Source organism: Sphingomonas sp. BK036, assembly GCF_004216825.1.
In the GTDB taxonomy this organism is placed as follows: domain Bacteria; phylum Pseudomonadota; class Alphaproteobacteria; order Sphingomonadales; family Sphingomonadaceae; genus Sphingomonas.
The window spans coordinates 434,435-452,304 of the sequence record NZ_SGXR01000003.1 but is presented as its reverse complement, the minus strand read 5'-3'; the positions used below and the strand labels follow the sequence as shown (position 1 = coordinate 452,304).

Annotated in this window: 16 protein-coding genes; 8 read left to right on the top strand and 8 right to left on the bottom strand. The window is 65.8% G+C overall.

Annotated features, from left to right (window positions below):
- Positions 1-32: 32 nt before the first annotated feature.
- The 3 genes from EV283_RS02165 to fghA are packed head-to-tail and all read left to right on the top strand — an operon-like array spanning position 33 to position 2,365.
- A complete protein-coding gene (locus EV283_RS02165) occupies positions 33-1,139 on the top strand; it encodes an S-(hydroxymethyl)glutathione dehydrogenase/class III alcohol dehydrogenase (RefSeq protein ID WP_130322294.1) in 1,107 nt (368 codons plus the stop codon).
- A 9-nt stretch (positions 1,140-1,148) separates the two neighbouring features.
- On the top strand, positions 1,149-1,532 hold the full coding sequence (locus EV283_RS02160; RefSeq protein WP_130322292.1) for a VOC family protein: 384 nt from the start codon (positions 1,149-1,151) through the stop codon (positions 1,530-1,532).
- Complete coding sequence (fghA, locus tag EV283_RS02155) at positions 1,532-2,365, top strand: S-formylglutathione hydrolase (protein WP_130322290.1); 834 nt, start codon at positions 1,532-1,534, stop codon at positions 2,363-2,365. Before EV283_RS02160 ends, fghA begins: the two co-directional genes overlap by 1 nt.
- Positions 2,366-2,926: 561 nt before the next feature.
- On the opposite strand, the gene EV283_RS02150 is transcribed toward fghA, so the two are convergent.
- Entirely contained in the window at positions 2,927-5,887 is a 2,961-nt protein-coding gene (locus EV283_RS02150) for a TonB-dependent receptor (RefSeq protein ID WP_130322288.1), read from the bottom strand.
- Positions 5,888-6,090: 203 nt separating this feature from the next.
- Here EV283_RS02150 and folE point away from each other — a divergent pair, with 203 nt between their 5' ends.
- The 4 genes from folE to EV283_RS02130 all read left to right on the top strand — a co-directional run bounded on the left by folE (position 6,091) and on the right by EV283_RS02130 (position 8,620).
- Positions 6,091-6,729, top strand: coding sequence for a GTP cyclohydrolase I FolE (gene folE / locus EV283_RS02145; protein ID WP_242615746.1), 639 nt, complete (start codon positions 6,091-6,093; stop codon positions 6,727-6,729).
- The gene (locus EV283_RS02140; RefSeq protein ID WP_130322286.1) at positions 6,726-7,487 is read left to right on the top strand and encodes an SDR family NAD(P)-dependent oxidoreductase; all 762 of its coding nucleotides are present in this window, start codon (positions 6,726-6,728) and stop codon (positions 7,485-7,487) included. The genes folE and EV283_RS02140 overlap by 4 nt, the downstream gene beginning before the upstream one ends.
- Positions 7,480-7,836 carry a dihydroneopterin aldolase gene (locus EV283_RS02135; protein ID WP_130322284.1) on the top strand — a complete coding sequence of 119 codons (357 nt, stop codon included), beginning with the start codon at positions 7,480-7,482 and terminating at the stop codon, positions 7,834-7,836. Before EV283_RS02140 ends, EV283_RS02135 begins: the two co-directional genes overlap by 8 nt.
- Before the next feature lie 106 nt (positions 7,837-7,942).
- Positions 7,943-8,620 carry a type 1 glutamine amidotransferase domain-containing protein gene (locus EV283_RS02130; RefSeq protein WP_130323852.1) on the top strand — a complete coding sequence of 226 codons (678 nt, stop codon included), beginning with the start codon at positions 7,943-7,945 and terminating at the stop codon, positions 8,618-8,620.
- 42 nt (positions 8,621-8,662) lie between these two features.
- Here EV283_RS02130 and leuA read toward each other — a convergent pair whose 3' ends face one another.
- The 6 genes from leuA to miaA form a co-directional block, all read right to left on the bottom strand.
- Entirely contained in the window at positions 8,663-10,321 is a 1,659-nt protein-coding gene (gene leuA, locus EV283_RS02125; RefSeq protein WP_130322282.1) for a 2-isopropylmalate synthase, read from the bottom strand.
- Positions 10,322-10,514: 193 nt separating this feature from the next.
- A complete protein-coding gene (locus EV283_RS02120) occupies positions 10,515-11,120 on the bottom strand; it encodes a YceI family protein (protein WP_130322280.1) in 606 nt (201 codons plus the stop codon).
- Positions 11,121-11,653: 533 nt separating this feature from the next.
- Positions 11,654-12,673, bottom strand: a complete 1,020-nt coding sequence (ilvC, locus tag EV283_RS02115) for a ketol-acid reductoisomerase (RefSeq protein WP_130322278.1) — start codon at positions 12,671-12,673, stop codon at positions 11,654-11,656.
- A gap of 178 nt (positions 12,674-12,851) precedes the next feature.
- Positions 12,852-13,367, bottom strand: coding sequence for an acetolactate synthase small subunit (gene ilvN, locus EV283_RS02110; protein ID WP_031395186.1), 516 nt, complete (start codon positions 13,365-13,367; stop codon positions 12,852-12,854).
- 143 nt (positions 13,368-13,510) lie between these two features.
- On the bottom strand, positions 13,511-15,259 hold the full coding sequence (locus EV283_RS02105) for an acetolactate synthase 3 large subunit (RefSeq protein WP_130322276.1): 1,749 nt from the start codon (positions 15,257-15,259) through the stop codon (positions 13,511-13,513).
- Positions 15,260-15,341: 82 nt separating this feature from the next.
- Complete coding sequence (gene miaA, locus EV283_RS02100; protein ID WP_207223021.1) at positions 15,342-16,265, bottom strand: tRNA (adenosine(37)-N6)-dimethylallyltransferase MiaA; 924 nt, start codon at positions 16,263-16,265, stop codon at positions 15,342-15,344.
- Between miaA and serB the strand changes: the two genes are divergently transcribed.
- Complete coding sequence (gene serB, locus EV283_RS02095) at positions 16,264-17,145, top strand: phosphoserine phosphatase SerB (protein WP_130322274.1); 882 nt, start codon at positions 16,264-16,266, stop codon at positions 17,143-17,145. The genes miaA and serB overlap by 2 nt on opposite strands.
- 146 nt (positions 17,146-17,291) lie before the next feature.
- On the opposite strand, the gene EV283_RS02090 is transcribed toward serB, so the two are convergent.
- On the bottom strand, positions 17,292-17,774 hold the full coding sequence (locus EV283_RS02090) for a hypothetical protein (RefSeq protein ID WP_130322272.1): 483 nt from the start codon (positions 17,772-17,774) through the stop codon (positions 17,292-17,294).
- Positions 17,775-17,870: the final 96 nt, after the last annotated feature.

The window sequence follows — 17,870 nt, the reverse complement described above, 5'->3', positions numbered from 1 at the left end:
GGCATCAGGGCGGCAATCAAGGAGACCGACCGATGAAGACCCGCGCCGCCGTTGCGTTCGAGGCAAAAAAACCGCTCGAGATCGTCGAACTCGACCTCGAGGGACCGAAATCCGGCGAAGTTCTCGTCGAAATCATGGCGACGGGCATCTGCCACACCGACGCCTACACGCTCGACGGGCTTGATTCGGAAGGGTTGTTTCCGAGCGTGCTGGGCCATGAAGGCGCCGGCATCGTGCGCGAAGTGGGCGCGGGCGTGACCAGCGTCGCGGTCGGCGATCACGTGATCCCACTCTACACGCCCGAATGCCGCCAGTGTAAGTCGTGCCTCAGCGGCAAGACCAATTTGTGCACCGCGATCCGCGCGACGCAAGGCAAGGGCCTGATGCCCGACGGCACGACGCGGTTCAGCTACAAGGGCCAGCCGATCTTCCATTACATGGGCTGCTCGACCTTCTCGAACTTCACCGTGCTGCCCGAGATCGCGGTCGCCACGATCCGTACCGACGCGCCGTTCGACACCAGCTGCTATATCGGCTGCGGCGTGACGACGGGGGTCGGCGCGGTCGTGCACACCGCCAAGGTCCAACCGGGCGATACCGTCGTCGTGTTCGGGCTCGGCGGGATCGGGCTGAACGTGATCCAGGGCGCCAAGCTGGCGGGCGCCGGGATGATCGTCGGTGTCGACATCAACCCCGACCGCGAGGAATGGGGCCGGCGCTTCGGCATGACGCATTTCGCCAACCCGAAGGAGGTGGGCGATATCGTCCCTCATATCGTCGCGCTGACCGACGGCGGTGCGGACTTCACCTTCGATGCGACCGGCAACACGACCGTGATGCGCCAAGCGCTCGAGGCGTGCCATCGCGGCTGGGGCACGTCGATCGTGATCGGCGTGGCCGAGGCGGGCAAGGAGATCTCGACGCGGCCGTTCCAGCTCGTCACCGGGCGCAACTGGCGCGGGACCGCGTTCGGCGGCGCGCGCGGGCGGACCGATACGCCCAAGATCGTCGACTGGTACATGAACGGCATGATCGAGATCGACCCGATGATCACGCACCGTCTGACGCTCGACGAGATCAACAAGGGCTTCGACCTGATGCACGCCGGCGAGAGCATCCGCTCCGTCGTGATCTACTGAGGAGCGGCCATGTTCACGCACATCATGCTCGGTGCCGACGATATCGCGGCATCGAAGGAGTTCTACGACGCGGCACTCGGCGCGCTGGGCGTGCCGGCGGGTGTTACCGACGAATGGGGGCGGGTGATCTACGCGCATGACGGCGGCCGCTTCCTGCTGACCAGGCCGATCAATGGCCAGCCGGCCAGCCACGGCAATGGCAGCACGATCGGGTTCGCCGCGGCCTCGACCGACGCGGCGGACGCGTGGCACGCGGCCGGCCTCGCGCATGGCGGTACCGCCTGCGAGGATCCGCCGGGCGTGCGCGAGGCGACCGGCGGGCGGAAGCTGTATCTGGCGTATCTGCGCGATCCGTCGGGCAACAAGATCTGCGCGCTGCACCGGGTCGCGTGATGAAGACCGTCTCCACCAGCAAGGCCTATGGCGGCACCCAGGGCGTGTACCACCACGCCTCGACCGCGACCGGCACCGACATGACATTTGCCGTCTACGTCCCGCCGCATGACGACGGCGCGCGGTTGCCGGTGCTGTGGTTCCTGTCGGGGCTGACCTGCACGCATGCCAACGTCATGGACAAGGGCGAGTATCGCCGCGCCTGCGCCGAGCTCGGCGTGATCCTGGTCGCGCCCGATACCTCGCCGCGCGGCGACGACGTGCCTGACGACGAGGCGTATGACTTCGGCAAGGGTGCTGGTTTCTACGTCGACGCGACTGAGGCGCCCTGGGCGGCCAATTTTCGGATGCGGTCCTATGTCGAAGACGAACTGCCCGCGCTGATCGCGGCGCAGTTTCCGATGGCGGATATGGGTCGGCAGGGGATCATGGGGCATTCGATGGGCGGCCACGGCGCGCTGACGATCGCGCTGCGCAATCCGGATCGGTTCAGGAGCGTCTCCGCGTTCGCGCCGATCGTGGCGCCGTTGCAGTGTCCGTGGGGCGAGAAGGCGCTTGGCGGGTATCTTGGGCCGGATCGGATGGCGTGGCGATCGTATGACGCGTGCGCGTTGATCGCGGATGGCGCGCGGGTGGCGGAGATCCTGGTCGATCAGGGGGACGCGGATGGTTTCCTTGTCGAGCAGCTCAAGCCGGAGTTGCTGGCGGACGCGTGCGCGGCGGCGGGGATCGAGCTGACGCTTCGAATGCAGCCGGGCTATGATCACAGCTACAACTTCATCTCGACGTTCATGGGTGAGCATGTTGCCTGGCATGCCGAGCGGTTGGCGTAGCGGCGGGTCGGGCTGAGGGCTTGGGGTAGTCCTCGGGCCATTTGCAGCCCCACTCCGTCATCCTGACGAAAGTCAGGATCCAGAGCCAAGCAGCGCAGCATGCGTAACCCTGGATCCTGACTTTCGTCAGGATGACGAGGAGGCAGTGGCGTAAATCCTCCCCCGCCAGGGGGAGGTGGCTGGCTCTTGCCAGACGGAGGGGGAGGGTAGGGAAACCCCCGTTGCGTGTCCGCCCCCTCCGTCGTTTCGCGCCACCTCCCCCTGCGGCGGAGGATAGTCAGCGGTTTGAGCGGTTGCTCCCTCCCACTCCGTCGTCCTGACGAAAGTCGGGATCCAGAGCCAAGCAGCGCAGCATGTGTAACCCTGGGTCCTGACTTTCGTCAGGATGACGAGGGGGCGGTGGCGGATGATCCTCCCCCGCTAGGGGGAGGTGGCTGGCGCTTGCCAGACGGAGGGGAGGGCAGGGAAACCTGCGTTGCGTGTCCTCCCCCTCCGTTGCTTCGCGCCACCTCCCCCTGGCGGGGGAGGATTGTTAGAGCCGCAGCCGGCGGGCTTGCACCGTCAGAACTTGAACCCGGCCGCTACGCCATACCGCCGCGGTTCGATCGTGAAGATGTTGGTGAACAGGCCGGCCGACTGGTCGGTGACATATTGGCCTGTCGTCGCGTTGTTGTTCGCCAGGTTCTGCACGAAGCCGCGGACGTAGAACCGGTCTTCGCGCGCGTTGAGCTGGATCTGCATGTTGACCACCGCATAGCCCGGGATGCGATCGACCGCGGTGTTGAAGATGCTCGCCGCGAATCCGCCCGTATAGTTGAGGTCTGCACGCGGGACGAGGTTCACGCCGTTGGCGAAGTCGATCGTGTACTGCGCGCCGACCGACCATTTATAGGTGGGCGCCTGCGGCAGGCGGTTGCCGCGGATGTTGGTGGTCACGCCGTCGAGCACCGATACGCCGCTCGCCGCCGCATTGGCCTGCAACACGCTGCAGATGCCGAACGCGCCGGTCGCCGCGACCGTCGGGATCGCGGTGGGTGCGCGCAGGCCGACCGCGCGATTGACCACCGCGACATAGCCGTTCGACAGCGCTGCATTGCCCGCCACGTTGGGCACGACGACGCAGTTCGATGCGTTGGTGATGTCCTTGATGATCACCGCGTCCGCACGCCCGCCCGATACGTCGCGCGGGTTGACGAGGAACTTGTCGCTCGACACCTTCGAATGCAGGTAGCTCGCATTCATGTTGACCACGAACGCCGGGATCGGGCTCATGATCGCCTCGGCTTCGACACCGTAGATATCGGCGTTGACGTTGTCGTTGACCGAGGTTCGCGCGACGATCCGGCTCAGCTGCAGGTTCTTATACTGGTAATAGAAGCCGGTGAGGTTGAGCCTGAACTGGCCGCCGCCAAAGGTGTTCTTCGAGCCGATCTCGTACGCGTTGACCTGTTCCGGCTCGAAGGTGCTGCTGACGTTGAACAGCGGCAGCAGCGGCGGGTTGATCCCGCCCGATTTATAGCCGCGCGAATAGGACGCGTAGAGCAGGTTGTTCTCGGTGATCCGGTAGTCGAGCACCGCACGCCCGGTCAGCCGCGAGAAGCTGACCTGCGCATTGGCGAATTCCTGCCGGCCGGGCAGGTTGGGGTCGAAATCGACCGTGCCGTAATTCAGACCCTGCTCGATGCCGGTAGCGCCGATCGGCGTCAGCACGTTGAGCGCGAGGTTGCGCGCCTGGTCGGTCTTCTTGTCGTGATTGTAGCGCAGGCCGACGGTCAGCTTGAGCGCGTCGGTGAACTTGAAATAGGTCTCGCCGAAGATCCCGTACGACTTCAGGCGGAACTCGGTATCGCTGTTGCGGTAGAACGGCGTCGACAGGAAATAGCCGTTGCCCGCGGGCAGCCCGAGCCCCGCGGCGTTCGCCGAGCCGAGGATGCCCGAGGCGTAGTCGAGCCCGAAGGCGTTGACGAAATAATCGGTGTTGGTCGATTTGCTGTCGACATAGATGCCGCCCAGCAGGAAGTTGAACATCCCGTCGAAGCTGCTGTCGAGATGCGCCTCGGCCGAATATTGGCGGTTCTTCTGTCGCGAGCGATCGAAGTCGAGGCTCTGGGCGTAACAGCCGATCGAATTGCCGCCATAGACGCCGACATTATCGGGGTCCGCCGCCGACTGGCAGACGCCGCCCGCGGGGCCGTTGGGGATCAGCGTCTGCCGCACGCCGTTGAGGAACGCGAATGGCGAGCCGGTGCGGGCGAGCGCGTTCAGCGTGGCGAGCCCGGCATTGTTGGTGAGCGAGTTCTCGACCGCAAGGTTGTAGTCGGTGCCGCTGTCAACGACGTTGCGCGTATAGCCGCCGGTGAAGTTCAGGCTGACCGGGCCGAAATCGTGGAAGATCTTGGCGGTATATTGCTCCTCCTCGGCGAAATAGGTCGGGCTGTAGTCGAGCGATACGGTGCGGACGTCGGCCGGGTTGACGACGCCGGCATAGGTATCCTGGCCGTAGAGGCTCTGCAGGCCGAAGCGCGCGAGCGCGGGGTTGTTGACCGCGAAGAACTCGCTCGAACTGAGCACCGCGGCGAGCGTGGCATTGCCGTTGGCGGTTTCGTTGGCGAGCCGGTCGGGCAGGCAGCCGAGGATCCCGGTCGGGTCGCGGTGGCACAGCTGCTTCTGCAACCGCGAGCGATCGTCCTTCTCGCGGAAATACGACCCGATCAGGTCGATCCGGGTCGCGCTGGTCGGCTCCCAGGACAGCGTACCGCGGACCGAATAGAGATCGCGCCCATCGATGTCGCGGCCGTCATACAGGTTCTTGGTATAGCCGTCGCGGTTGAGATAGGTGCCCGCGACGCGGATGCCGAGCGTGTCGGTGAAGGGCAGGTTGAACATCGCCTTCACGCGCTTCGAATCATAATTGCCATATTCGAACTCGGCCGCCGAATGGATCGCGGAGAGATCGGGCTTGGCGGAGATGAAGTTGACCACGCCCGAGGTCGCGTTGCGGCCGAACAGCGTGCCCTGCGGCCCGCGAAGGACCTCGATCCGTTCGAGATCGAAGAACTCGCTTTCGAACAGGCGGGTCGTCACCAGCGGCATGTCGTTGACGTGGATCGCGGTCGCGGTGTCGCAGGTCGCGCCGGTGCACAGGTCGCCGATCCCGCGGATCGTGAAGCTCGACGTGGTGAAGTTGGTCTTGGTGAAGGTGATGTTGGGCAGCGTCTGCTGGAGCGCGCTCGGGTTGACGATCTGCTGCTTGGCGATGTTGTCCGCGGTAAAGGCACTCACAGCAATCGGAACGTCTTGCAGACGCTGCGATTGGCGTTGCGCGGTAATCACGATATCCTGCGAGGCGTAGGCGCTGGATGGGGTGTCGGCCGGGGCGGTCTGCGTGGAGGGGGCTTCCTGCCCCGGACCGTTGGTGGGCGCGGTGTTTTCAGCGGACGTGGTGGTCGCGGTCTGCGCCATTGCCGGCGCAATCGACAGGAGTATCATCGCCGATGCGGCGAGCAATTCGAACTTTGCCATGGCAGTCCTCTCCCCGATCGTGCCGGTCTTTGCCGATTCACGATTTAGTTTTTCAGGTATGGCGAAGTAACGACTAAAAAAATCAGCCGTCAACGCTTTTTGAGGCCTGTTTTACGGGTATTTACGCGGCGTTGCTCAAATGAAACAGTTGCAAAAGAGGACCCATTTTCCGATGTTTGGGTATGTAGATAAAGGGTGTTGCGATGCGGGATGAAACGGACGGGACGGAGGATTGGTCCGCAGTCGCCGGCCAAGTCGGTCCCGATGGCAAGCCGATTGTGCCCGAAGACGTAGCGTCGGCGATCCGCACGCTCATCCGCTGGGCGGGGGACGATCCGACCCGCGAGGGGCTGCTCGATACGCCGCGGCGTGTTGCACGTGCGTGGAAGGAATATTGCGCGGGCTATGGCGATGATCCCGCCAGGCATCTCGAACGCGTGTTCGAGGAAGTCGGCGGCTATGACGAGATCGTGCTGCTCAAGGACATTCCGTTCCAGTCGCATTGCGAGCATCACATGGCGCCGATCATCGGCAAGGCGCACATCGCGTACCTGCCGAAGAACCATGTCGTCGGCATCTCGAAGCTCGCGCGCGTGCTCCACGGCTTTGCGCGGCGGTTGCAGGTGCAGGAGCGGCTGACCGCGGAGGTCGCGGATTGCATCTGGGACAATCTGAAGCCGCAGGGCGTCGCGGTGGTGATCGAGGCGACACATGCGTGCATGGCCGCGCGCGGGGTGCGGACGCCGGGGGTGACGATGGTCACGAGCCGGATGATGGGCGTGTTCCGCGACGATGAGCGCAGCCGCAAGGAAGTGCTGTCGCTGATGGGCGCGCGCGCGTGAGCCGAACCGTCTTGGTGACGGGCGGGGCGAAGCGGCTGGGCGCGGCGATCGCCCGGCGGCTGGCGGCGGACGGGCATGCGGTGGTCGTGCACCAGGGGCATTCGCCTGGCGAGGCTGCGGCGCTGGTCGACGAGATCGTCGCGACCGGCGGGCGGGCGGCGGCGGTCGAGGGGGATCTGGGCGATCTCGGCGCGATCGGCGACCTGTTCGCGGCGGCGCGGGGTGCGATCGGGGGGCCGATCGACGGGCTGGTGAACTGCGCGTCGAAGTTCGAGTTCGACCGGCCGCCGGCGGTCGATCCGGTGCTGTTTGCGGAACTGGCCGCGATCAACTGCGGGGCGCCGGTGCTGCTGGCCTCGGCGTTGGCGTCGCAGGAGGACGTGCGCGACGGCGCGATCGTGAATTTGCTCGACCAGAAGGTGGCGAATCTCAATCCCGACTTCTTCTCCTATAGCTGCGGCAAGATCGCGCTGGAGGGGGCGACGGTGATGCTGGCGCAGGCGCTGGGGCCGCGGATCAGCGTCAATGCTGTGGCGCCGGGGCTGACCTTGCCGAGCGGCGACCAGACCGATGCCGAGTTTACGGCGGTGGCGAGCGACAATCTGCTGCGGCGGCCGGTCGGTGCGCAAGCGGTGGCGGACGCGGTCGCGTGGTTGCTGGGCGCGCAGGGCGTGACCGGGCAAACGGTGTTCGTCGATTGCGGCCAGCGGTTTCTGGTGCGTGATGGCGACGTGATGTTTGAGGGGCGGCATGGCTGAGTTCACGACGATCCTCGACGGGCTCGAGGTGATGATGCGGCTGGGGATTCATCCGCACGAGGTGGCGCCGCAGCGCGTGGTCGTCTCGGTCGAGATGACGGTCGTGTATCCGGGGCCGCTCGGCGAGGATACGATCGGCGAGGTGCTCGATTATGATTTCGTCCGCGAGGGGATCCTGGCGATGGCGGCGGAGCGTCCGTTCGCGTTGCAGGAGACATTGTGCGAGGCGATCGCGGCGCTGTGCCTTGGTGACTCGCGGGTGAGGCGGGTCGAGGTCGAGACGATGAAGACCGATATCTACCCCGACGCCGCGATCGGGTGCAGGATCGTGCGGGAGCGCGCGATCTAGTCGAAGCGATAGTCCCACGACCGGACGTATTTGGTTTCGGTGACCGGCGCCGATCTCAGGGCCGGTTCGTTCCCTCCCCATACCCCCCCTTATCCGGAGACTTATGGTGAACATTCTCGTCGTTCTCACCTCGCATGCCGATCTCGGCGATACCGGCCACAAGACCGGATTCTGGCTCGAGGAGCTTGCCGCACCCTATTACGTGTTCAAGGACGCGGGCGTTGCCATCACGCTCGCCTCGCCGGCGGGTGGCCAGCCTCCGCTCGATCCGAGCAGCGCGAAGCCCGACGCGCAGACCGATGCGACTCGGCGGTTCGAGGCGGATGCGGAGGCCAGCGCGGCGCTCGCCGACACGCGGAAACTGTCCGAGATGAAGATCGCCGATTTCGACGCGGTATTCTATCCGGGTGGTCACGGCCCGCTCTGGGATCTGGCCAACGACCCGGCGTCGATCGCGCTGATCGAGACGACCATCGACGCGGGCAAGCCCGTCGCGCTGGTCTGTCATGCGCCCGGCGTGTTGCGCGACGTGAAGGCGGCCGATGGCTCGCCGCTGGTGAAGGGGAAGACGGTCACCGGCTTCACCAATACCGAAGAGGCGGCCGTCGGGCTTAGCGATATCGTGCCGTTCCTTGTCGAGGACATGCTCACGCAGCAGGGTGGCCGCTATTCGAAGACCGCGGACTGGGGCGTGCATGTCGTCGAGGACGGCTTGTTGATCACCGGGCAGAACCCCGCCTCGTCGGAAGACGCGGCAAAGACGTTGCTGGCGAAGCTCGTCTGAGAGAACGGCCACCGGCTTGCCCGGTGGCCGCCTTTCTGGGTGTCAGGCGCGGTTGGCGGCGCTGAGGACGGCGCGGACCGAGGCGGTCGCGATGTCGGTGTCCATGCCGACGCCGAACACCGTTTTGCCAGCCGCGGTCCGGCATTCGACATAGGCTGCAGCCTGCGCATCCGCGCCGTGGCCGATCGCGTGCTCGTTGTAATCCACGACGTCGAGCGTGGGACCGGTCGACTCGGCGATCGCCGCGATCACGCCCGAGATCAGGCCGTTGCCCCGGCCGGAGATCGACCGTTCCTCGCCATCGATCGCGACGCGGCCGATGAAGACGCGCTGGCCCGCGGTGCCGCTTTCCTCGTAATCGCGCAAGGTCACCCGGTCGTCAGCCTGCGGCATGTAGGTGCGCTCGAACAAGCCCCAGATGTCCGCCGCGTTCAGTTCGCGGCTGGTCTCGTCGGCATAGGCCTGGACGTGGCGGCTGAAGTCAGCTTGGAGGCGCTTGGGCAGTTTCAGCCCCTTGTCCTGCTCGATCACCCAGGCAACGCCGCCCTTGCCCGACTGCGAATTGACGCGGATCACCGCCTCGTAGCTGCGTCCCAGATCGGCGGGGTCGATCGGGAGGTAGGGGACTTCCCACAGCGTGTCGTTCTTCGCCTCCTGCGCGGCGAATCCCTTCTTGATCGCGTCCTGGTGCGACCCCGAAAACGCGGTGAAGACGAGGTCGCCCGCGTAGGGCGTGCGCGAGTGGACGGGGATGTTGGTGCAGTAGTTGACCGTGTTCACGACGCCGTCGATGTCCGACAGGTCGAGCTTCGGATCGACGCCTTGCGTGTACATGTTGAGCGCGACGGTCACGAGATCGCAATTGCCGGTGCGCTCGCCATTGCCGAGCAGACAGCCCTCGACGCGGTCCGCGCCCGCCATCATGCCGAGTTCGGCGGCGGCGACGCCGGTGCCGCGGTCGTTGTGCGTGTGCAGGCTGATTGCAACTGAATCGCGGTTGCGGATGTGGCGGCCGAACCATTCGATCTGGTCGGCATAGATGTTCGGCGTCGCGCACTCGACGGTGGCGGGCAGGTTGAAGATGATCGGGTTCTCGGGCGTCGGCATCAGCACGTCCATCACCGCCTCGCAGACCTCGAGGCTGAACTCGAGCTCGGCGGTCGAGAAGGTCTCGGGGCTGTATTCGAACTGCCAGCGGACGTTCGGCTGTTTGGCGGCCTCATCGCGGAGCACCTTGGCGCCGTCGATCGCGATCTGCTTCACCTGCGCGCGGTCCATGCCGAACACGATCTTGCGCCAGGCCGGCGAGACCGCATTGTAGAGGTGGACGATCGCGGTCTTCGCGCCGACGAGGCTGGCAAAGCTCGTCTCGATCAGGTCGCGGCGCGACTGGGTCAGCACCTGGATCGATACGTCGTCGGGGATGCGGCCGGTCTTCACCAGGCCGGAGATGAAGTCGAATTCGGTCGCGCCGGCGCTCGGGAAGCCGACCTCGATCTCCTTCAGTCCAACCTTGCAGAGCAGGTCGAAGAAGCGCGTCTTCTTCTCGGCATCCATCGGGTCGATCAGCGCCTGGTTGCCGTCGCGAAGATCGGTCGACAGCCAGCGCGGCGGCTTGACGATGGTCTTCGACGGCCATTGGCGGTCGGGCAGGTCGATTTGCGGGAAGGGTCGGTATTTGGTCGATGGGTCGCGCAGCATGGCTCGTGTCTCTCGTGATCGGGAGCGTTCGGGTCAGCCCTTAGGCGCGAGGCGCGGGGGCTGGCCACCACGCAAACGATCGGCGCGCCTAAGGGCGCGTAAGTCGAAGCAGCAGGAGGCGACCGTGAGACATTGCGTCTTCCCTATCGCGCGGACACGCTAAATGTCCAGCGCGATAGGGCAGGGTTACGTATTATTGCGCAGCGAAGGCCGCGTTGATCGTCAGGTCGACCCGGTCCGACACCACCGGGGCATAGGCACCGATGTTGAAGTCGCTGCGCTTGATCGAGGTGGTCGCACGGAAGCCGAAGTTCAGCTTCTTGTTCATCGGGTTGGCGCCTGCGCCGACGAACGTCGCCTGCAGCACGACCGGCTTGGTGACGCCCTTGAGCGTGAGGTTGCCCGTGATGGTCGCCTTGTCGCCGGCCGCGACGACCTTGGTCGAGACGAACTTGGCGGTCGGATAGGTCGCGGCGTCAAAGAAATCCTTCGACTTCAGATGGCCCGCGAACGGCGCCGACGTGACCGACAGCTGGTCGATCGCGAAGTTGACTTCGACCTTGGTCGCGTTCGGCTTGGCGGGATCGATCGTGATGCTGCCGCCCGACGCGCCGAACTGCCCTTCGAGCATCGAGAAGCCCATGTGGTTCACCTGCCACGTCACCTGCGTGTGGTTCGGGTCGACTGCATAGGTGCCGGCGGTGACGCGTGCCTTGACGGGAGCGCCGGGGACGGCGGCGGTCTGCGCCAAGACTGGCGCGGCGGTGAGGGCGAGGATCGTGGCTAGGACTAGGCGCATGCGGGGTCTCCTGTTTGATGCGCGATGCTGGCCGAGCGGCTGCGCTGCGTCAAACGGCGTTATGCCAACGCTGTGTTTCGGATTTGGGTCGGTGGGGGGGGGAGCTTGTTCCCCCGCGGATGCGGGGGCCCAGCTAAACCACGATCACCGTCCGAGACCCTGGGCCCCCGCCTTCGCGGGGGAACTAGAGTGCCTGGGGAAGAGGGTAGCGGGAGCGAGGGTAGCAGGGAACGGGCGTGGTGTAGGAGGAGGCGGAGTGCAGGAGCGGGAGTGGTGGGGGAGAGGAGCGCTTACCCCCAAAACGCCACCACCCCGGCGAAGGCCGGGGCCCAATTGGGGGACGTCGGTAACGGAGGATCATTCTCCGTTACTACAACCTTTCCAATTGGACCCCGGCCTTCGCCGGGGTGGAGTGAGGGTCTTGTGGCGAGCAAAGCGCGTTCTCCACGCCCGCCCGTCGGCCACGGCGAGGCCGCGCCCTGTGGGCGGGCTCCGTCGTGCCGGCCGCGCTCACGCGCTATCGCGCGTTCGCGTTAGTTCTTCGCCTTGTCGACCAGAGCATTCTTCCCGATCCACGGCATCATCCCGCGCAGCTCGCTGCCGATCTTCTCGATCGGATGCGCCAGCGCCTGCTTGCGCGCCGCCTTCAGCTCGGGCTGGCCGGCGCGGTTGTCGAGGATGAAGTTCTTCACGAAGCGGCCCGACTGGATGTCGGCCAGCACGCGCTTCATCTCGGCCTTGGTCTCCGAGGTGATGATCCGCGGGCCCGTGGTGATGTCGCCATATTCAGCGGTGTTCGAGATCGAATAGCGCATGTTTGCAATGCCGCCCTCATAGAGCAGGTCGACGATCAGCTTGGTCTCGTGCAGGCACTCGAAATAGGCCATTTCGGGCGCGTAGCCGGCTTCGGTCAGCGTCTCGAACCCGGCCTGGATCAGGTGCGTGATACCGCCGCAGAGCACCGCCTGCTCACCGAACAGATCGGTCTCGCATTCCTCACGGAAGTTGGTCTCGATGATGCCCGAGCGACCGCCGCCGACGCCCGACGCATAGGCGAGCGCGATGTCGTGCGCGTTGCCCGACTTGTCCTGGTCGATCGCGATCAGGCAGGGGACGCCGCCGCCGCGGACATATTCGCTGCGCACGGTGTGGCCGGGGCCCTTGGGTGCGATCATGATGACGTCGAGATCGGCGCGCGGCTCGATCAGGCCGAAATGGACGTTGAGGCCATGAGCAAAAGCAATGGTCGCACCCTGCTTGAGGTTGTCGTGCAGGTCGGTCGCGTAGATCGTGGCCTGATGCTCGTCGGGCGCGAGAATCATGACGATGTCGGCCCAGGCCGCCGCCTCGGCGTTCGACTTGACCGCGAAACCCGCCTCGATCGCCTTCTTGGCGGTCGGCGAGCCTTCGCGCAGCGCGATCGCGACGTCCTTGACGCCCGAGTCGCGCAGGTTCTGCGCATGCGCATGCCCCTGCGAGCCGTAACCGACGATCGCGATCTTCTTATCGGTGATCAGGTTCAGGTCGGCGTCGCGATCGTAATAGACACGCATTGGGAGAGTCCTTTCTTGAAGCGTTGCATTGGGAAGCGTCGACGCCCGCACATCCGTCATACCAGCGAACGCTGGTATCTCATGCGGCTCTTGGGGGACAGGAGCCGCATGAGACCCCAGCTTTCGCTGGGGTGACGGAGTGGGGGCGGCGCGCTTCGGTAAAACTCGTGGGGTAAATTCAGGCCGGTTCTTTGCCGCGGGCGATCGCGACGATGCCGGTGCGGGCGACTTCGATCAGACCGACTTCGCCCATCAGCTCGACGAACTTGTCGATCTTGTCGATGCCGCCGGTAACCTCGAACACGAAGCTCGACGTCGTCGCGTCGACCACGCGCGCGCGGTAGACGTCGGCGAGGCGGAGCGCCTCGATCCGATGGTCGCCGGTGCCGCGCACCTTGACCAGCGCCAGCTCGCGCTCGACATGCGCGCCCTGTGCGGTCAGGTCGGTGACCTTGTGGACGGGGACGAGCCGGTCGAGCTGCGCGAGGATCTGCTCCATCGTCGCGGGCGACGCGCTGGTGACGATCGTGATGCGGCTGACCGCCTTATCGGCGGTGATCTCCGACACGGTCAGGCTCTCGATATTATAGCCGCGTGCGGTGAACAGCCCGGCGATCCGGGCGAGGATACCTGGTTCGTTGTCGACGATGACGGCGAGCGTATGCCGCTCGGCCTTTTCTTGGGAAATATGCATGGTTTAGTCTCCCCCCCTACCGCTTGCGGGAGGGGGTAGGGGGTGGGCCCGCAGATGACCGCAAGCGATGCCGGTCGGGGTTGAGCGCGAGCCCACCCCCGGCCCCTCCCGCATGCGGGAGGGGGGAAGAAGTGACCCCGCCATCACACCAGCGCCTTCGCTTCGTCGTCCATCGTGCCCGACACTTCGTTCGCCTGCAGGATCATGTCGGTATGCGCAGCCCCCGACGGAATCATCGGGAAGCAGTTGGTCAACTGCGACACGCGGCAGTCGACGATCACCGGGCCGTCAGAGGCCAGCATCTCGGCAATCCCGCTGTCGAGCTGGTCGCGCGTCTCGATTAGGATGCCCTTCCAGCCATAAGCCTCTCCCAACCGGACGAAATCGGGCAGCGAATCCGAATAGCTCTCGGCATAACGGCTCTCATAGGTGAGCTCCTGCCACTGGCGGACCATGCCCATATACTGGTTGTTGAGGATGAAGATCTTCACCGGCAACCGGTATTGCGAGGCCGTCGCCAGCTCCTGGATGTTCATCTGGATCGACGCTTCGCCGGCGATGTCGATCACCAGCGCGTTCGGGTTGCCGAGCTGCGCGCCGATCGCGGCGGGCAGGCCATAGCCCATCGTGCCGAGACCGCCGCTGGTCAGCCACTTGTTCGGCTTTTCGAAGCCGAAATGCTGCGCGGCCCACATCTGGTGCTGGCCGACCTCGGTCGTGATGATCGGGTTGCGCGCGTGCGTCGCGTCGAACAGCGCCCGGATCGCGCGCTGCGGCATGATCTCGTTCGGGTCGTTCTCAGGGAAGTCGAGGCACTTGACCGCACGCCAGCCGGCGATCCGCCGCTGCCAGTCGGTGGTGTCGGGCTTGGGATGCTGACGGCTCTTCCAGATCCGCACCATGTCCTCGAGCGCATGGCCGACGTCCGCGATGATCCCGAGATCGACGCGCACGGTCTTGTTCACCGACGAGCGATCGATGTCGATATGCACTTTTCGCGAGTTCGGGCTGAACGCGTCGAGCCGGCCGGTCACGCGGTCGTCGAAGCGGCTGCCCAGCGCGACGACCAAGTCGGCTTGGTTCATCGCCATATTGGCCTCGTACGTGCCGTGCATGCCGAGCATGCCGAGCCACTGCTCGCCGCTCGCCGGATAGGCGCCGAGGCCCATCAGCGTCGACGTCACCGGTGCGCCGGTGATGCGGACGAGTTCGCACAGCAACTGGCTCGCGGCGGGGCCCGAGTTGATGATGCCGCCGCCGGTGTACAGGACCGGGCGTTCGGCCGCGGCGAGCATGTCGACGAGCTGCTCGATCTGGCTCTGGTCGGCCTTCACCTGCGGGCGATAGGTCTTGTGCTGGATCGGGCCGGGCTTGGTGTAGCGCGCGGTGGCGACCTGCACGTCCTTGGGAATGTCGACGACCACCGGCCCCGGGCGCCCCGAGGTGGCGATGTGGAACGCCTCGTGGATCACGGCGCCCAAGCGGGCGGGGTCCTTCACGAGATAATTATGCTTCGAGCAATGGCGCGTGATGCCGACGGTATCGGCCTCCTGGAACGCATCGGTGCCGATCAGCGCGGTCGGCACCTGGCCGGTGATCACGACCATCGGGATCGAATCCATCAGCGCATCGGTGATCCCGGTGACCGCGTTGGTCGCGCCGGGGCCCGAGGTGACGAGCACCACGCCGGGCTTGCCGGTCGAGCGGGCATAGCCCTCCGCCGCGTGCGTCGCAGCCTGTTCGTGGCGCACCAGGATGTGCTTGATCCGGCCGCTGCGAAACAGCGCGTCGTAGATCGGCAGCACGGCACCACCCGGATAGCCGAAGACGACCTCCACGCCGAGATCGCACAGCGCCTCGATCAGGATATCGGCTCCACTCTTCTCGGTCATCACGTCAAAATCCTTTCGAATGCGCCGCCTTTAGCGCCTCGTGGAGGGGGCGGCTACCGATATAAAAGATGCGTGTCAAACATCATATGAGCAATATAGTTTCAAATTGCTGCAGGCGCGTTGGAAAATCGAGTGCCTCGGTGCGCGTCCAGCCGGCCGGGGGCTGGTGTCGGAGCCACGTATATTGGCGCTTGGCGTAGCGCCGCGTGGCGAGTGATCCGGCGGTGATTGCGTCGGTCTCCGACGTCTCGCCGCGGACGAGCGCGGCGATCTCGGGGACGCCGATCGCGCGGCGGATCGGCGCGTCCTGCGGGATGTCGGTGCGGGCGAGGAGTGCGGCGACTTCCGCTTGGCTGGTCTCGGCCATCTCGGCGAACCGCTGGTCGATGCGCGCGTTCAGCCAGTCGCGGTCGGGGATGAGGATGAGCGCGCGGACGTCGAGGCGGTCGCCGATCCCGCCAACGCGTTCGGTCTGCCAGTCGGCGAGCGTGCGGCCGGTGCCGCGGACAACTTCGAGTGCGCGGGCGACGCGCGTGGTGTCGGCGGCGTTGAGTCGAGCGGCGGCGGGCGGGTCGAGCTGCGCGAGCGCGGCATGTGCCTCGGCGACGGGGAGCGCGCGGATCTGCTCGCGAAGGGCCGGATCGATTGCGGGGACGGGGGCGATGCCGTCGAGCAGCGTGCGGACGTAGAGGCCGGTGCCGCCGACCAGGATCGGCAGTCTGCCCTCGGCGAGCGTGGCGTCGATCGCGTCCGTCGCCTCGGCGCCCCAGCGCGCGGCGGAATAGCTCGCGTCGGCGGCGTCGACATGGCCGAACAGGCGGTGCGGGGCACTCGCCTCCTCTTCGGCCGAAGGACGCGCGGTGAGGATGCGGAGATCGGCATAGACCTGCGCGGAATCGGCATTGATGACGACGCCGTCATGGCGCGCGGCAATGGCGAGCGCGAGCGCGGACTTGCCGCTCGCGGTCGGCCCTGCGATGAGCGCGACCTTCGGGAGATTATTCATGTTCACGGCAACGCTTATAGCCTCGGGCACGCTGACCGCAGGCGATATTTCGACCGCGATGGACCGGCTGCGCGATGCCGGCTGCGCACCGGGCGCGAGCGGCTGGATCGACGAGGGCGATGCCGCCGACCTGATCTTCGGGATGGCGCCGGATGCGGCTCGCAGCGCGCTCGAGGGGGCGTTCGCGAAGACCGATGTCGTCGTGCAATCCAGCCTCACGCGGACCAAGACGCTGCTGGTCGCCGACATGGATTCGACGATGATCACCGTCGAGTGCATCGACGAACTCGCGGATTATGCCGGCATCAAGCCGCAGATCGCGGAGATCACCGAACGCGCAATGCGCGGCGAGCTCGATTTCGAGGCGGCACTCGATGCGCGCGTGGCGCTGCTCAAGGGGCTGGCGGAAAGCGACATCGAACGGTGTCTCGCCGAGCGCGTGACGATCATGCCGGGCGCCAAGGCGCTGGTGCGGACGATGCGGTCGCGCGGGGCGCTGGCGGTGCTGGTGTCGGGCGGGTTTACGCGGTTCGCGGAGCCGGTGGCCAAGGCGATCGGCTTCGACCGCGCGATCGCCAATGTGCTCGAGGTTGCGGATGGCGTGCTGACGGGGACGGTGACGAAGCCGGTCGTCGGGTCGGCCACGAAGCTGACGACGCTCAACGCGGCGATCGCGGAGCGGGGGATTGCGGTGGAGGAGTCGCTCGCGGTGGGCGACGGCGCGAACGATCTGGCGATGATCGGGGCGGCGGGGTTGGGCGTCGCGTATCACGCGAAACCGATCGTCGCGGCGGCGGCGGCGGCGCGGGTGGATCATGGCGATCTCACCGCGCTGCTCTTTGCGCAGGGTATCGCGCGGCGGAACTGGATTGTGGACTGAGGCCGGTCATCCTGACGAAAGTCAGGATCCAGAGCCACGGACGAGGTGCTGCGTGGCTCTGGATCCTGGGTCGAGCCCAGGATGACGATAGAATGATGCGTCAGTGCTGGGTATCGGCGTTAGTCAAGAACGCCGATTACATGGCCTCAACCCTTGGCCAGCGGCGTGCCGCTTGCTGCGCAGACATAGGTCGCCAGTTCCTCGCGCAGTGGCAGGCCCTTGATCGGGCGTAGCGGGCCGTCATGCGCGATGTTGGTCTCCACCAGCGCGCGGTTCGGGCCGACTCCGAGGACGTGGAACAGGCGGTTTGCACAATCGGTCTCGGTCCGCGCATAGGCGACCTTGCCGTCATGCTCCTGGCGCAGGATCGCGATGATCGTGCCGCTTGCCGCTTTCCGCTCGCGCAGCAGGAAGTGGCGCGACGTCGGGTCGGACGGGGTGGGGATCAACCGGCCCTTGACCGTCAACTGCTCGGGCTTGGGGACCGCGACGTCGGTGTCGGCGAGGTTGCGCAGCGAGACGCCATTGTCCGCCAGTGTGTCGGTATTGGTCGTTGCAGACTGCTGGCCAGAACAGGCGGCCAACAGAGTTGCGCCGGCAAGTGCCAGCGCCAAGGTCTTCGAAATCATCCATCTAGCTCCCGGTCGATGTCGAAACGAAACGACCGGTTCGGCTATTTGATCCCTGCCACGGCGTATCCGACTTTGGCCTCGGGGGGCCTTCGG

Coding starts and splice junctions, on each gene's coding strand:
- EV283_RS02135 (WP_130322284.1), top strand. CDS start 7,480: ATGGCTGAGTTCACGACGATCCTCGACGGGCTCGAGGTGATGATGCGG.
- fghA (WP_130322290.1), top strand. CDS start 1,532: ATGAAGACCGTCTCCACCAGCAAGGCCTATGGCGGCACCCAGGGCGTG.
- EV283_RS02160 (WP_130322292.1), top strand. CDS start 1,149: ATGTTCACGCACATCATGCTCGGTGCCGACGATATCGCGGCATCGAAG.
- EV283_RS02105 (WP_130322276.1), bottom strand. CDS start 15,259: ATGACCGAGAAGAGTGGAGCCGATATCCTGATCGAGGCGCTGTGCGAT.
- serB (WP_130322274.1), top strand. CDS start 16,264: ATGTTCACGGCAACGCTTATAGCCTCGGGCACGCTGACCGCAGGCGAT.
- miaA (WP_207223021.1), bottom strand. CDS start 16,265: ATGAATAATCTCCCGAAGGTCGCGCTCATCGCAGGGCCGACCGCGAGC.
- EV283_RS02150 (WP_130322288.1), bottom strand. CDS start 5,887: ATGGCAAAGTTCGAATTGCTCGCCGCATCGGCGATGATACTCCTGTCG.
- ilvC (WP_130322278.1), bottom strand. CDS start 12,673: ATGCGTGTCTATTACGATCGCGACGCCGACCTGAACCTGATCACCGAT.
- EV283_RS02090 (WP_130322272.1), bottom strand. CDS start 17,774: ATGATTTCGAAGACCTTGGCGCTGGCACTTGCCGGCGCAACTCTGTTG.
- ilvN (WP_031395186.1), bottom strand. CDS start 13,367: ATGCATATTTCCCAAGAAAAGGCCGAGCGGCATACGCTCGCCGTCATC.
- folE (WP_242615746.1), top strand. CDS start 6,091: ATGCGGGATGAAACGGACGGGACGGAGGATTGGTCCGCAGTCGCCGGC.
- EV283_RS02165 (WP_130322294.1), top strand. CDS start 33: ATGAAGACCCGCGCCGCCGTTGCGTTCGAGGCAAAAAAACCGCTCGAG.
- leuA (WP_130322282.1), bottom strand. CDS start 10,321: ATGCTGCGCGACCCATCGACCAAATACCGACCCTTCCCGCAAATCGAC.
- EV283_RS02120 (WP_130322280.1), bottom strand. CDS start 11,120: ATGCGCCTAGTCCTAGCCACGATCCTCGCCCTCACCGCCGCGCCAGTC.